At 39.8% G+C, this 13,417-nt stretch carries 16 protein-coding genes; 13 read left to right on the forward strand and 3 right to left on the reverse strand.

Features of this window, described 5'->3' with window-relative positions:
- Nucleotides 1-191: 191 nt before the first annotated feature.
- The 6 genes from rpsP to WKI42_RS06665 all read left to right on the forward strand — a co-directional run bounded on the left by rpsP (nt 192) and on the right by WKI42_RS06665 (nt 3,562).
- Nucleotides 192-464: a 30S ribosomal protein S16 gene (gene rpsP / locus WKI42_RS06640; protein ID WP_000268760.1), complete on the forward strand. Its 273-nt coding sequence runs from the start codon at nt 192-194 to the stop codon at nt 462-464.
- Between the two features lie 19 nt (nt 465-483).
- Complete coding sequence (gene kphA / locus WKI42_RS06645) at nt 484-723, forward strand: RNA-binding protein KphA (protein ID WP_000379621.1); 240 nt, start codon at nt 484-486, stop codon at nt 721-723.
- A gap of 442 nt (nt 724-1,165) precedes the next feature.
- The gene (locus WKI42_RS06650; RefSeq protein WP_138700525.1) at nt 1,166-1,954 is read left to right on the forward strand and encodes an alpha/beta fold hydrolase; all 789 of its coding nucleotides are present in this window, start codon (nt 1,166-1,168) and stop codon (nt 1,952-1,954) included.
- Between the two features lie 30 nt (nt 1,955-1,984).
- Complete coding sequence (gene rimM, locus WKI42_RS06655) at nt 1,985-2,503, forward strand: ribosome maturation factor RimM (RefSeq protein WP_368081493.1); 519 nt, start codon at nt 1,985-1,987, stop codon at nt 2,501-2,503.
- A complete protein-coding gene (trmD, locus tag WKI42_RS06660) occupies nt 2,493-3,212 on the forward strand; it encodes a tRNA (guanosine(37)-N1)-methyltransferase TrmD (protein WP_368081494.1) in 720 nt (239 codons plus the stop codon). The genes rimM and trmD overlap by 11 nt, the downstream gene beginning before the upstream one ends.
- Nucleotides 3,213-3,223: 11 nt before the next feature.
- Nucleotides 3,224-3,562 (forward strand): ATP cone domain-containing protein, encoded by a 339-nt coding sequence (locus tag WKI42_RS06665; protein ID WP_368081495.1) that lies wholly within the window; start codon nt 3,224-3,226, stop codon nt 3,560-3,562.
- Nucleotides 3,563-3,592: 30 nt separating this feature from the next.
- Here WKI42_RS06665 and WKI42_RS06670 read toward each other — a convergent pair whose 3' ends face one another.
- Nucleotides 3,593-3,913, reverse strand: coding sequence for a hypothetical protein (locus WKI42_RS06670; protein WP_261012645.1), 321 nt, complete (start codon nt 3,911-3,913; stop codon nt 3,593-3,595).
- A 97-nt stretch (nt 3,914-4,010) separates the two neighbouring features.
- Between WKI42_RS06670 and WKI42_RS06675 the strand changes: the two genes are divergently transcribed.
- Nucleotides 4,011-4,226 carry a YdbC family protein gene (locus WKI42_RS06675; protein WP_000807422.1) on the forward strand — a complete coding sequence of 72 codons (216 nt, stop codon included), beginning with the start codon at nt 4,011-4,013 and terminating at the stop codon, nt 4,224-4,226.
- Between the two features lie 52 nt (nt 4,227-4,278).
- On the opposite strand, the gene WKI42_RS06680 is transcribed toward WKI42_RS06675, so the two are convergent.
- Together WKI42_RS06680 and gor are read right to left on the reverse strand one after the other, a co-directional pair.
- Nucleotides 4,279-4,815 (reverse strand): biotin transporter BioY, encoded by a 537-nt coding sequence (locus WKI42_RS06680; protein ID WP_261024927.1) that lies wholly within the window; start codon nt 4,813-4,815, stop codon nt 4,279-4,281.
- Nucleotides 4,816-5,002: 187 nt separating this feature from the next.
- Complete coding sequence (gor, locus tag WKI42_RS06685; RefSeq protein WP_368081496.1) at nt 5,003-6,349, reverse strand: glutathione-disulfide reductase; 1,347 nt, start codon at nt 6,347-6,349, stop codon at nt 5,003-5,005.
- Between the two features lie 288 nt (nt 6,350-6,637).
- Here gor and WKI42_RS06690 point away from each other — a divergent pair, with 288 nt between their 5' ends.
- The 6 genes from WKI42_RS06690 to WKI42_RS06715 all read left to right on the forward strand — a co-directional run.
- Entirely contained in the window at nt 6,638-7,837 is a 1,200-nt protein-coding gene (locus WKI42_RS06690) for an efflux RND transporter periplasmic adaptor subunit (protein WP_368081498.1), read from the forward strand.
- Nucleotides 7,821-8,522 carry an ABC transporter ATP-binding protein gene (locus WKI42_RS06695; protein WP_033680086.1) on the forward strand — a complete coding sequence of 234 codons (702 nt, stop codon included), beginning with the start codon at nt 7,821-7,823 and terminating at the stop codon, nt 8,520-8,522. Before WKI42_RS06690 ends, WKI42_RS06695 begins: the two co-directional genes overlap by 17 nt.
- A gap of 1 nt (nt 8,523) precedes the next feature.
- Nucleotides 8,524-9,783, forward strand: a complete 1,260-nt coding sequence (locus WKI42_RS06700; protein WP_368081497.1) for an ABC transporter permease — start codon at nt 8,524-8,526, stop codon at nt 9,781-9,783.
- Between the two features lie 123 nt (nt 9,784-9,906).
- Nucleotides 9,907-11,904 carry a methionine--tRNA ligase gene (gene metG, locus WKI42_RS06705; RefSeq protein WP_173307268.1) on the forward strand — a complete coding sequence of 666 codons (1,998 nt, stop codon included), beginning with the start codon at nt 9,907-9,909 and terminating at the stop codon, nt 11,902-11,904.
- Between the two features lie 375 nt (nt 11,905-12,279).
- Nucleotides 12,280-12,600: a PadR family transcriptional regulator gene (locus WKI42_RS06710; protein ID WP_050242408.1), complete on the forward strand. Its 321-nt coding sequence runs from the start codon at nt 12,280-12,282 to the stop codon at nt 12,598-12,600.
- 3 nt (nt 12,601-12,603) lie between these two features.
- Nucleotides 12,604-13,417, forward strand: an 814-nt coding sequence (locus WKI42_RS06715; protein ID WP_050242409.1) for a hypothetical protein, incomplete at its 3' end; no start/stop codon positions are given.

Here is a 13,417-nt window from a genome sequence, read left to right on the forward strand (position 1 = left end):
AAAATAGTATTCACTGATAGCCTCTTTCAAACATTTATTTCCTACTTCTAACAAATTTCTAAATAGTTTAAGAATTTTATAGTCTGTCAAGTTTTTTTCTTGACACCTGCCAGAAATCTGCTATAATAGAACATGTGCTAAATAGCTCAGCTATTTCACTCAAATAAAAAATAAGAAAAGAGACTTTAAAAATGGCAGTTAAAATCCGTTTGACTCGTATGGGTTCTAAGAAAAAACCTTTCTACCGTATCAACGTAGCAGATTCACGTTCACCACGTGACGGACGTTTCATCGAAACAGTTGGAACTTACAATCCACTTGTTGCTGAAAACCAAGTAACTTTGAAAGAAGACCGCGTTCTTGCATGGTTGGCTGATGGAGCTCAACCTTCAGATACAGTTCGCAATATCCTTTCAAAAGAAGGCGTATTGAAAAAATTCCACGATTCTAAATTCTCAAAATAAGTTTAAAGTAGGTTGATAGATGGATACGATTGAAAATCTCATTATTGCGATTGTGAAACCCTTGATTTCACAACCAGATGCCTTAACTATCAAGATTGAAGATACACCAGAGTTTTTGGAATATCATTTGAATCTTGATCAAAGCGATGTGGGTCGTGTAATCGGTCGTAAGGGTCGCACTATTTCTGCGATAAGAACGATTGTCTACTCTGTCCCAACTGAATACAAAAAAGTAAGAATCGTTATTGACGAAAAATAAGAAGGGCGGGACGGATGTCTCGCTTTTTTGTGTGGAGAAGTGTAAAATATCCTCATCAGGATTTGGAAAGTTTTTTAGAGGGTAAATTCCCAAACTAACTTCTAGTTTCCCACAACCTAGCTTTTAGTATTAGAAAAACGCGTGAAATCAGTGGGAATCCGTCTGAGACTAACTTCCACTGATTTTTTTTCTTGATATATAAGGGTTCAAAAGCGAAAAGACTCAGAAAAAAGTGCACGACAAATAGCCCTAAAACAAAGTCGTCTTAGAGTAACTTCCAGTTTTGGGAGAGATGGAAGTTACTTTGAGAAGTTACGAGGATTTTTAGAGGGATACTATCTATAGTGTCTTTTTTCTCCAACTTGAGAAAATCCTTGAAACATGATAAAATAAAGGATAAGGATTTTTAATAATTCATTATATAGAATGAGTGGATTTCTTTATGAAGAGGATTGAAGTATCTACAGAAATTGGTAGTCTCTCTGTTACTTATCAAAAGCAAAAGAAAGTGCTAGTTTGTTTAAGTGGCGCAGGTTTGCTACCAAGTTATGAAAATTTTTCACTTATACTTGAAAAACTTCCTCCTACAATTGGTTATTTGACAATTGATTTTCCGAACACAGGTAGGAGTTCGATTCATGACCAATCTGGAAAAAATCTAGATAAGCTTGCAGATGCAGTTTATAAAGTACTTGAAGAATTAGGGATTTCTGAATATATACTTTGTGCACATAGTTTGAGTGGAATTTTAGCTTGCAAATTACTCAAGAAACCAATTAAGTGTCAGGCTTTACTAGCAATTGAACCGACAACTAAAAACGTCATGTTTGCTGATTTTTCAGAAAATCCTTATCCAGAAATGGAAGAGCAGATGAGGCTGATTGACGAGTGTGGTCCTGAACTTTATTTTAAGAACTTAACTCAAGCAACATTTAGCCCTAAAATTAATAAAGAAATCTGGGAAATAATGCAAGAAAAAGGCTCAGAATTGGAAAATCAAGATCCAGGATTTCAGATATCTGGAGAGATTACTGAGGAAGATTTTGAGAATGTATCTATAGAATCTTATATCCCTGTGTTTATTTTTTGTCAGGCTTATAGAGAAAAAGAGTACAGAGAATCAGAATATTGGACTTCCAATACTAAACTCATTTTAGGAGGGAGTCACCATTATTTACAATGGTCAGAATCAGAACAAATTGCGACTATTATTCGAGAACTGTCAGAATAAGATGGAAAGAAGGAGACTACAGGAGACAAGATGAACTACTTTAATGTTGGGAAAATCGTCAATACGCAAGGATTGCAGGGTGAGATGCGAGTCTTGTCTGTGACAGATTTTGCAGAAGAACGGTTTAAAAAAGGGGCTGAGCTGGCCTTGTTTGATGAAAAAGATCAGTTTGTCCAAACAGTGACCATCGCTAGCCACCGTAAACAGAAGAACTTTGACATTATTAAATTCAAAGATATGTATCATATCAACACTATTGAAAAGTACAAGGGATACAGTCTCAAGGTTGCTGAGGAAGATTTGAATGACCTAGACGATGGTGAATTCTACTATCACGAGATTATTGGCTTGGAGGTCTATGAGGGAGATAACTTGATTGGAACCATCAAAGAAATTCTGCAACCAGGTGCCAACGATGTCTGGGTGGTCAAGCGAAAAGGCAAGCGTGATTTGTTATTACCTTATATCCCACCAGTGATTCTCAATGTTGATATTCCAAATAACCGCGTCGATGTGGAAATCTTAGAAGGGTTAGACGATGAAGATTGATATTTTAACCCTCTTTCCAGAGATGTTTTCTCCACTGGAGCACTCAATCGTTGGAAAGGCTCGAGAAAAAGGGCTCTTGGATATCCAGTATCATAACTTCCGAGAAAATGCTGAAAAGGCCCGTCATGTAGATGATGAGCCCTACGGAGGCGGTCAGGGGATGTTGCTCCGAGCCCAACCCATTTTCGATGCCTTTGATGATATTGAAAAGAAAAATCCGCGCGTCATTCTCCTCGATCCTGCTGGAAAGCAGTTTGATCAGGCTTATGCTGAGGATTTGGCTCAAGAGGAAGAGATAATCTTTATCTGTGGGCACTACGAGGGTTATGATGAGCGTATTAAGACCTTGGTGACAGATGAGATTTCCCTGGGGGACTATGTCTTGACTGGTGGAGAGTTGGCGGCTATGACCATGATTGATGCGACGGTTCGCCTGATTCCAGAAGTGATTGGTAAGGAGTCCAGCCACCAAGATGATAGTTTTTCTTCAGGCCTTCTCGAATATCCTCAGTACACACGTCCCTATGATTATCGAGGCATGGTTATCCCAGATGTACTGATGAGTGGACACCATGAAAAGATTCGTCAGTGGCGATTGTATGAGAGTTTAAAGAAAACCTACGAGCGCAGACCGGATTTGCTTGAACATTATCAACTGACAGCAGAAGAAGAAAAAATGCTGGCAGAAATCAAAGAAAACAAAGAATAAAGGAGATACCTATGCAAGTAATCAAACGTGATGGAGAAATTGCTGAATTTAATCCAGATAAGATTTACCAAGCTATCTTAAAGGCAGCTCAGACTGTCTATGTATTGACAGATGATTTGCGTCAAAACCTTGCACAAGTCACTAAGAAAGTGGTTTTGGATTTGGAAGAGGCCAAGGTGGAACGTGCTACCATCAGCATGATTCAGTCTATGGTTGAACATCGTTTACTGGGTGCAGGTTACATTACCATTGCAGAACATTACATTTCCTATCGTCTACAACGTGACTTGGAAAGAAGTGGTTATGGAGATCATATCACAGTTCATTTACATTTTGAACAAATTCGCTAAGAAAAAAGAGTGGGATGAAGCAACTACATCTCACTCTTTCTTAAATCTATTTTTTTGGGCTGTTTGGACGGTTGAAGGGACAAATCGTAGGCGTTGAATATCGCTTATGCGGATAATACGGGTCACATTTTTGGCAAAATTTTTCACGATAATTTGCTGGCGTTGCTGATCGTATTTGATGATGTCACCTGTAAAGCTTGCCTCAGACAAGATAAGGTGAACAGCAGTTTGTTTCTGGATAGCCTCTTCAATGGTGGCTGTAAGGGAGTTGCTTTCAGTATGGTCTGGTTCTTCATGTCCATTTAAAAAGTCATGTATTTTATCTATAACTTGCTGGAATTTATGTCTCATATTGGCCTCCCTTCTTTTATACCATATTATATAAAATTTTCCTAAAATCTACAAGATTTTACGAATAATCAAATGAAAGCTAAAAAAGGAGAAGAAAATGGCAGAATTTACATTTGAAATCGAAGAGCACTTGTTGACTCTTTCTGAAAACGAAAAAGGTTGGACCAAGGAAATCAACCGTGTGAGCTTTAATGGTGCTCCTGCAAAGTTTGATATTCGTGCTTGGAGTCCAGATCATACTAAAATGGGCAAAGGGATTACTCTTTCAAATGAAGAATTTCAAACGATGGTTGATGCCTTTAAAGGCAACTAAGGTGTCAAAATGAAAGAAAAGGATATTGAGTCATGATAACTCAATATCCTTTTTAGTTAGTAAAGTAAGCCTGATTTTTAAGGCGTTGAAGTAATGGACGGCTAATAAAACTAATAGCAATAATTTTACCAAGGTCTGGAATGATAAAGGGAAGAACTCCCACAGCAAGAGCTTTTTCAAATGCCATTCCAGCTAGGAAATGCAAGCTGAGAATCCCGCCGACAAAGACAAGGGTATCACCCAAGAGGTTTGCAAGAAAAATCTTAACAACACCACTCTTGCTGTTGGTTAGAGAAGAAGTAAGTCCAGAGTATACAAGATAAAACCAAAGATAGCCTGCAGTAGGACCAATCAAAGCATGAAATCCAGCTCCACCTCCTGCAAAGACAGGAAGACCGATAGCACCTAGAAGAAGATAGAGTCCAACAGAAAGTACAGCCTCTCTCGGTCTAAAGACAGTAGCAATCAGGCCGATTGCAAAGTTTTGCAGAGTGAAGGGAACAGGTCCAATTGGAAGACTGATTTGTGCTAAAACAGCAATGAGAACAGCCCCAATAGCAGGGATAGCATAAACGTGAGCTTTTTTCAAAATAGTTAACCTCTTTTCTGATGTATAGTAACAATTATACTCGTAGGAGAATCATTGTCAACCTGTTTTTGAAAATAAGGTAACAAAAGCTGTAACGGCCGATTTGCTGACTGGGTAAGTTGTTTTCATCGCTTCGTAAATCATCAAAAAGAAGCAGACACATTTGTATCAGCTTCTTTTATTTCGATTAACGCATGGTTACAAATTCTTCAGATGCAGTTGGGTGAATCGCTACGGTTGCATCAAAGTCTGCCTTGGTTGCTCCCATTTTGATAGCAACAGCAAATCCTTGAATCATTTCATCAACGCCGTAGCCAATTCCATGAAGTCCGACAACTTTTTCTTCTGAACCAGCTGTGATCAATTTGAAACGTGTTTCTTGACGGTTGCTAGTACAAGCAGAGTACATAGATGCAAAGCTTGATTTGTAAACCTTGATTTGGTCTTGACCGTATTCTTTAATAGCTTGCTCTTCTGTCAATCCAACAGTTCCGATAGCAGGGTGTGAAAAGACAACGGTTGGAATAGTTGAGTAGTCCATTTTAGCAGTTGTTTTGCCGTTAAAGAGACGTTCAGATAAAGTACGTCCAGCCTTGATAGCAACTGGAGTTAGTTCTTTTTCGCCTGTTACATCACCTAGAGCGTAGATTCCTTCAACAACAGTATTTTGGTATTCATCCACTTGGATAAAGCCACGTTCGTTCAGAGTTACTCCAGCTTTTTCAAGTTGCAATCCCTTAACGTTTGGACGGCGACCAGTAGCCCAGATAACTTGGCTAGCTGTGTGACTAGTACCATCTTCAAAATGAATGGTAATGCCTTCAGCAGTTTTTTCTAACTTGACAGGGACTTTGTGAGTATGAAGTGGCAAGTTTGTTCTTTCCATTTCCTTGACCAAACCTTCAACGATGTAAGAATCAAAACCACGTAAAGGGCGATCACGGCGAACAAAGAGGTCTGTCTTGACACCAAAAGTGTGGAGAACGCCAGCTAATTCAACGGCGATATAACCAGCACCTAGAATAGCAACTGACTCTGGAAGTTCTTCCCAGGCAAATACATCATCAGAAGAACCACCTAGTTCAGCACCAGGAATATTTGGAATACTTGGATGGGCACCAGTAGCAATCACGATATGTTTAGCACGAATCAGTTCACCATTTACACTGACAGTATGAGAATCTACAAATTCAGCATGACCTTCAATCAGGTCTACGCCGTTGCGTTTAAAACTGCCATCATAAGAAGAACGAGCGCGATCAATGTAGGCTTCACGATTGCGACGTAGGGTTGCAAAGTCAAAGTTAAGATCAGTAGTATTAAAGCCGTAGTCTTCTCCAAATTGATGGAAAGTCTCAGCGATTTGCGCTCCGTACCACATGATTTTTTTAGGAACACATCCGACGTTGACGCAGGTTCCACCTAATTTCTTTTCCTCAATAACGGCCGCTTTGGCTCCGTGTTCACCAGCACGGTTCATGGTAGCAATTCCTCCGCTACCTCCACCAATAGCAATGATATCATATTCTCTCATTGAAAACTCCTTTGTACTCTTTTAAATAGTAGAGTGTCATTTTTTGATAGTCATATTCTATCTTTTTTTTGATTTGATTGCAAAAATCTGCTACGTTCAAAAAAATTAAAGAAAAGGCTTGCAAAAAGGAAAAATAAAGTGTATTATATAACTAGTACAATGATTGGATGAAAATTCCGAACAATAATTAAATCCTGAAATGTCATTATTTCGTTCTGAAATGTTATTGTTTATATTTTGGAATTTTTGTATAATATTGTTAAGGACTTTAAATCAAAAAGGAGTTTCATTATGAAAAAGAATGGTAAAGCTAAAAAGTGGCAATTGTATGCAGCAATAGGTGCTGCAAGTGTAGTTGTATTGGGTGCTGGGGGGATTTTGCTCTTTAGACAACCATCTCAGACCGCTGTAAAAGATGAAGTCACTCATCTTGTTGTTGCTAAGGAAGGAAGCGTGGCATCCTCTGTTTTATTATCAGGGACAGTAACAGCAAAAAATGAACAATATGTTTATTTTGATGCTAGTAAGGGTGATTTAGATGAAATCCTTGTTTCTGTGGGTGATAAGGTCAGCGAAGGACAGGCTTTAGTCAAGTACAGTAGTTCAGAAGCCCAGGCGGCCTATGATTCAGCGAGCCGAGCAGTTGCTAAGGCAGACCGTCATATCAACGAACTCAATCAAGCACGAAATGAAGCCGCTTCAGCTCCCCAGTTACCAGCGCCAGCAGGAGGAGAAGGTGCAGCAGCCCAAACTCCAGCTCCAGTCTCAGGAAATGCAGTGTCATCTATTGATGCACAATTAGGTGATGCTCGTGATGCTCGTGCAGATGCAGCAGCACAATTAAGTAAGGCTCAAAGTCAGTTGGATGCAATGACGGTTCTCAGTACCTTAGAGGGAACTGTGGTCGAAGTCAACCGTAATGTTTCTAAATCTCCAACTGGAGCTAGCCAGGTGGTAGTTCATGTCGTTAGCAATGAAAACTTGCAAGTTAAGGGGGAACTATCTGAATATAACCTTGCCAACCTCTCTGTAGGACAAGAAGTAACCTTTACTTCTAAAGTTTACCAAGATAAGAGCTGGACTGGTAAGATTAGCTACATTTCTGATTACCCTAAAAACAATGGCGAAGCAGCAAGTACAGCTGTAGCAGCAGGCGGTAATTCTGGTTCTAAATATCCATATACCATCGATGTTACAAGTGAAATCGGTGACTTGAAACAAGGATTCTCAGTAAGTGTTGAGGTCAAAAATAAGAGTAAAGCCATTTTGGTTCCTCTAACAAGTGTTGTGACTGAAAATGATAAGAACTATGTCTGGGTGCTTGACGAGCAGAAAAAGGCCAAGAAAGTGGAAGTTGGTTTGGGTAATGCTGATGCAGACAACCAAGAAATCACTTCAGGTCTGACAAATGGAGTCAAGGTCATCAGTAATCCAACGTCTTCCTTGGAAGAAGGAAAAGAGGTGAAGGCTGATGAAGCAACTAATTAGTCTAAAAAATATCTGCAGAAGCTACCGTAACGGTGACCAAGAACTGCAGGTTCTCAAAAATATCAACCTAGAAGTGAATGAGGGTGAATTCGTTGCTATCATGGGACCATCTGGTTCGGGTAAGTCCACTCTGATGAATACGATTGGCATGTTGGATACACCAACCAGTGGAGAGTATTATCTTGAAGGTCAAGAAGTGGCTGGACTAGGTGAAAAACAACTAGCCAAGGTCCGCAACCAACAAATCGGTTTTGTCTTTCAGCAGTTCTTTCTTCTATCCAAACTCAATGCTCTGCAAAATGTAGAATTGCCCTTGATTTATGCAGGAGTTTCGGCTTCAAAACGGCGCAAGTTAGCTGAGGAATATCTAGATAAGGTTGAATTGACAGAACGTAGTCACCATTTGCCTTCGGAATTATCTGGTGGTCAAAAGCAACGTGTGGCTATTGCGCGTGCCTTGGTAAACAATCCTTCTATTATCCTAGCAGACGAACCGACAGGAGCCTTGGATACCAAAACAGGGAATCAAATTATGCAACTATTGGTTGACTTGAACAAAGAAGGAAAAACCATTATCATGGTAACGCATGAGCCTGAAATAGCTGCTTATGCCAAACGTCAGATTGTCATTCGCGATGGAGTTATTTCATCTGATAGTGCTCAGTTAGAAAAGGAGGAAAACTAAGATGCAGAATCTGAAATTTGCCTTTTCATCTATTATGGCTCACAAGATGCGTTCTTTGCTTACCATGATTGGGATTATTATCGGTGTTTCATCAGTTGTTGTGATTATGGCTTTGGGAGATTCCCTATCTCGTCAAGTCAATAAAGATATGACCAAATCTCAGAAAAATATTAGCGTCTTCTTCTCTCCTAAAAAAAGTAAAGATGGGTCTTTTACTCAGAAACAATCAGCTTTTACGGTTTCTGGAAAAGAAGAGGAAGTTCCTGTTGAACCGCCAAAACCGCAAGAATCTTGGGTCAAGGAGGCAGCCAAACTCAAGGGAGTGGATAATTATTATGTAACCAACTCAACGAACGCCATTTTGACCTATCAAGATAAAAAGGTTGAGAATGCTAATTTGACAGGTGGAAACAGAACTTACATGGACGCTGTTAAGAATGAAATTATTGCAGGTCGTAGTCTAAGAGAGCAAGATTTCAAAGAGTTTGCAAGTGTCATTTTGCTAGATGAGGAATTGTCCATTAGTTTATTTGGCTCTCCACAAGAGGCTATTAACAAGGTTGTAGAAGTCAATGATTTTAGTTACCGAGTCATTGGGGTTTATACTAGTCCAGAGGCTAAAAGGTCAAAAATATATGGGTTTGGTGGCTTGCCTATTACTACCAATATCTCCCTTGCTGCGAATTTTAATGTAGATGAAATAGCTAGTATTGTCTTTCGAGTGAATGATACCAGTTTAACTCCAACTCTGGGTCCAGAACTGGCACGAAAAATGACAGAACTTGCAGGCTTGCAACAGGGAGAATATCAGGTGGCAGATGAGTCGCTTACATTTGCAGAAATTCAACAATCGTTTAGTTTTATGACGACGATTATCAGTTCCATTGCAGGAATTTCTCTCTTTGTTGGAGGAACTGGTGTTATGAACATTATGTTGGTTTCTGTTACAGAGCGCACTCGTGAGATTGGTCTCCGTAAGGCTTTGGGTGCAACACGTGCCAATATTTTAATCCAATTTTTGATTGAATCCATGATTTTGACCTTGTTAGGTGGCTTAATTGGCTTGACAATTGCAAGTGGTTTAACTGCCTTAGCAGGTTTGTTACTGCAAGGTTTGATTACGGGTATAGAAGTTGGAGTATCAATCCCAGTTGCCCTATTTAGTCTTGCAGTTTCGGCTAGTGTGGGTATGATTTTTGGAGTCTTGCCAGCCAACAAGGCATCGAAACTTGATCCAATTGAAGCCCTTCGATATGAATAAGATCAACAAGATGGACGCTTGTCTATCTTGTTTTTATATGGATTTCCCTATCGAAAATCCTTAAAAATGTGATATAATGAAGTGTTAGAAAAACAGGTTTCATTTGCCTGGAAAGGAAAAATTATGTCTGAAAAGAATTTTTATATTACAACGCCGATTTACTATCCATCTGGTAAACTTCATATCGGATCTGCCTACACAACCATTGCTTGTGATGTCCTAGCACGTTACAAACGCCTGATGGGCTACGATGTCTTTTATTTGACAGGTCTTGATGAACATGGTCAAAAGATTCAACAAAAAGCAGAAGAAGCTGGCATTACACCACAAGCCTATGTTGATGGAATGGCAGTTGGAGTTAAAGAACTCTGGCAATTACTAGATATCTCATACGATAAATTTATCCGTACAACGGATGACTACCATGAAAAAGTTGTCGCACAGGTCTTTGAGCGCTTGCTTGCTCAAGATGACATCTATTTGGGTGAATACTCTGGCTGGTATTCAGTATCAGATGAAGAATTCTTTACAGAAAGCCAGCTTGCGGAAGTATTCCGTGATGAAGCTGGAAATGTAACTGGTGGTATTGCTCCATCAGGTCACGAGGTTGAATGGGTATCTGAAGAATCATACTTCCTTCGCCTCAGCAAATACCAAGATCGTTTGGTCGAATTTTTCAAGTCCCATCCTGAATTTATCACTCCAGATGGTCGTCTCAATGAAATGCTTCGCAACTTCATCGAGCCAGGTTTAGAGGATTTGGCAGTTTCTCGTACAACCTTTACATGGGGTGTGCCAGTCCCATCAAATCCTAAGCACGTTGTCTATGTTTGGATTGATGCCCTTCTTAACTATGCGACAGCTCTTGGCTACGGTCAAGACGAACATAGTAACTTTGACAAGTTCTGGAATGGAACAGTCTTCCACATGGTAGGAAAAGACATCCTTCGTTTCCACTCCATCTACTGGCCAATCCTTCTTATGATGTTGGATGTTAAATTACCTGATCGTTTGATTGCCCATGGTTGGTTTGTCATGAAAGATGGTAAAATGTCTAAATCTAAAGGGAATGTCGTTTACCCTGAAATGTTGGTAGAGCGTTATGGACTAGATCCACTTCGTTACTACCTCATGCGCAGTCTTCCAGTTGGTTCAGATGGAACTTTCACTCCTGAAGACTATGTCGGCCGTATCAACTATGAATTGGCTAATGACCTTGGCAACCTCCTCAACCGTACGGTTTCCATGATTAACAAGTATTTTGATGGACAAATTCCAGCCTATGTAGAGGGTGTAACAGAGTTTGACAATGCTCTTGCTGAGGTTGCAGAACAATCAATCGCAGACTACCATACACACATGGAAGCAGTTGACTACCCACGTGCGCTTGAAGCAGTCTGGACTCTTATCTCTCGTACTAATAAATACATCGACGAGACAGCTCCATGGATCTTGGCTAAGGATGAAGCTCTTCGTGACCAATTGGCAAGTGTTATGAGCCACTTGGCAGCCAGCCTTCGTGTCGTCGCTCACTTGATTGAACCATTTATGATGGAAACTAGTCGTGCGGTTATGACTCAACTTGGCTTAGCAGAAGTTTCTAGTCTTGAAAACTTGAGTTTGGCTGCTTTCCCTGAGGGTGTAACAGTAGTTGCCAAAGGAACACCAATCTTCCCACGTCTGGATATGGAAGAAGAAATCGCCTATATCAAGGAACAAATGGAAGGCAACAAGCCAGCTGTCGAAAAAGAATGGAATCCGGACGAAGTCGAACTCAAACTCAACAAGGATGAAATCAAGTTTGAAGACTTTGACAAGGTCGAAATCCGTGTCGCAGAAGTCAAAGAAGTGTCTAAAGTAGAAGGTTCTGATAAGTTGCTCCAATTCCGCTTGGATGCTGGTGATGGTGAAGATCGTCAAATCCTCTCAGGAATTGCAAAATACTATCCAAATGAACAAGAATTGGTCGGCAAGAAAGTTCAAATCGTTGCCAATCTCAAACCACGTAAAATGATGAAAAAATATGTCAGCCAAGGGATGATTCTCTCAGCTGAACATGATGGACAATTAACCCTTCTTACAGTTGATCCAGCTGTACCAAACGGAAGTGTGATTGGGTAAAAATAGACAGGACTAGTTCATGCTAGTTCTGTTTTTTATTTATACTAAATGAAAATAAAAGAGCAAACTAGGAAGCTAGCCGCAGGTTGCTCAAAACACTGCTTTGAGGTTGTAGATGAAACTGACGAAGTCAGCTCAAAACACTGTTTTGAGGTTGTGGATAGAACTGACGAAGTCAGCTCAAAACACCGTTTTGAGGTAGTAGATAAGACTGACGAAGTCAGTTACATATATATACGGTAAGGCGACGCTGATGTGGTTTGAAGAGATTTTCGAAGAGTGTTAACTATTTTGTTTTACAAACTAGTGTGGAAGTGGTATACTATAGGTGGGTCTACTAGTAGGTATTACAGAATAGATTAGAAGGGAGAAGGGATGAAAGAAACTCAACTATTAAAAGGTGTTCTTGAAGGTTGTGTCTTGGATATGATTGGTCAAAAAGAGCGGTATGGTTATGAGTTGGTTCAGACTTTGCGAGAGGCTGGATTTGACACTATCGTTCCAGGAACTATTTATCCTTTGTTGCAAAAGTTAGAAAAAAATCAATGGATAAGAGGCGACATGCGCCCGTCGCCAGATGGTCCAGATCGGAAGTATTTTTCGTTAACCAAAGAAGGAGAAGAGCGTGTCGCGGTCTTTTGGAAACAATGGGACGATTTGAGTCAAAAAGTAGAAGGAATTAAGAATGGGGGTTAAACAATGAAGAAAATGAAGTATTACGAAGAAACAAGCGCTTTGCTGCATGAGTTTTCTGAGGAGAATCAGCAGTATTTTGAGGAACTGTGGGATAGTTTTAATCTTGCTGGATTTCTCTATGATGAAGACTATCTCAGAGAGCAGATTTATTTGATGATGTTAGATTTCTCAGAAGTAGAACGAGATGGCATGAGTGCAGAGGATTATCTAGGTAAGAATCCTAAAAAAATAATGAAAGAGATTCTCAAGGAAGCACCACGCAGTTCTATCAAGGAGTCCCTTTTGACGCCAATTTTTGTCCTAGCGATATTACGTTACTATCATCTACTGGGTGATTTTTCTAAAGGTCCTCTCTTAACAGTCAATTTGCTTACTTTTTTAGGGCAACTTCTTCTTTTTCTGATTGGATTTGCTCTTGTGGCCACAATCTTACGTTGGGGGCTAGTCCAAGATTCTCCTAAGATGAAAATTGGCACCTATATTGTCGTTGGGATTCTTGTTCTGCTAGTTGTTCTGGGATATGTAGGAATAGGAAGTTTTGTACAAGAAGGAGCATTTTATCTTCCTGCTCCCTGGGATAGTTTCCTTGTTTTTACGCTTTCTCTAGTCATCAGTATTTGGAATTGGAAAGAAGCGATTTTTCGTCCCTTTGTCAGTATGATTGTTGCCCATCTTGTGGTAGGCTCTCTGCTCCGTTACTATGAGTGGATGGGAATTTCAAATGTTTTTCTTACAAAATTCATTCCTTTAGCTGTTCTTTTTATTGGCATTTTTCTCTTGTTCCGTGGGTTTAAGAAGATAAAATGGAGTGAAATAT

The organism is Streptococcus pseudopneumoniae, from assembly GCF_038148935.1.
Classification (GTDB): Bacteria; Bacillota; Bacilli; order Lactobacillales; family Streptococcaceae; genus Streptococcus; species Streptococcus pseudopneumoniae_U.

Excerpts from the sequence above, each read along its gene's own strand:
- WKI42_RS06700 (WP_368081497.1), top strand. The coding sequence starts at position 8,524 with ATGCAGAATCTGAAATTTGCCTTTTCATCTATTATGGCTCACAAGATG.
- trmD (WP_368081494.1), top strand. The coding sequence starts at position 2,493 with ATGAAGATTGATATTTTAACCCTCTTTCCAGAGATGTTTTCTCCACTG.
- metG (WP_173307268.1), top strand. The coding sequence starts at position 9,907 with ATGTCTGAAAAGAATTTTTATATTACAACGCCGATTTACTATCCATCT.
- WKI42_RS06710 (WP_050242408.1), top strand. The coding sequence starts at position 12,280 with ATGAAAGAAACTCAACTATTAAAAGGTGTTCTTGAAGGTTGTGTCTTG.
- rimM (WP_368081493.1), top strand. The coding sequence starts at position 1,985 with ATGAACTACTTTAATGTTGGGAAAATCGTCAATACGCAAGGATTGCAG.
- WKI42_RS06695 (WP_033680086.1), top strand. The coding sequence starts at position 7,821 with ATGAAGCAACTAATTAGTCTAAAAAATATCTGCAGAAGCTACCGTAAC.
- rpsP (WP_000268760.1), top strand. The coding sequence starts at position 192 with ATGGCAGTTAAAATCCGTTTGACTCGTATGGGTTCTAAGAAAAAACCT.
- WKI42_RS06650 (WP_138700525.1), top strand. The coding sequence starts at position 1,166 with ATGAAGAGGATTGAAGTATCTACAGAAATTGGTAGTCTCTCTGTTACT.
- kphA (WP_000379621.1), top strand. The coding sequence starts at position 484 with ATGGATACGATTGAAAATCTCATTATTGCGATTGTGAAACCCTTGATT.
- WKI42_RS06675 (WP_000807422.1), top strand. The coding sequence starts at position 4,011 with ATGGCAGAATTTACATTTGAAATCGAAGAGCACTTGTTGACTCTTTCT.
- WKI42_RS06665 (WP_368081495.1), top strand. The coding sequence starts at position 3,224 with ATGCAAGTAATCAAACGTGATGGAGAAATTGCTGAATTTAATCCAGAT.
- gor (WP_368081496.1), bottom strand. The coding sequence starts at position 6,349 with ATGAGAGAATATGATATCATTGCTATTGGTGGAGGTAGCGGAGGAATT.
- WKI42_RS06670 (WP_261012645.1), bottom strand. The coding sequence starts at position 3,913 with ATGAGACATAAATTCCAGCAAGTTATAGATAAAATACATGACTTTTTA.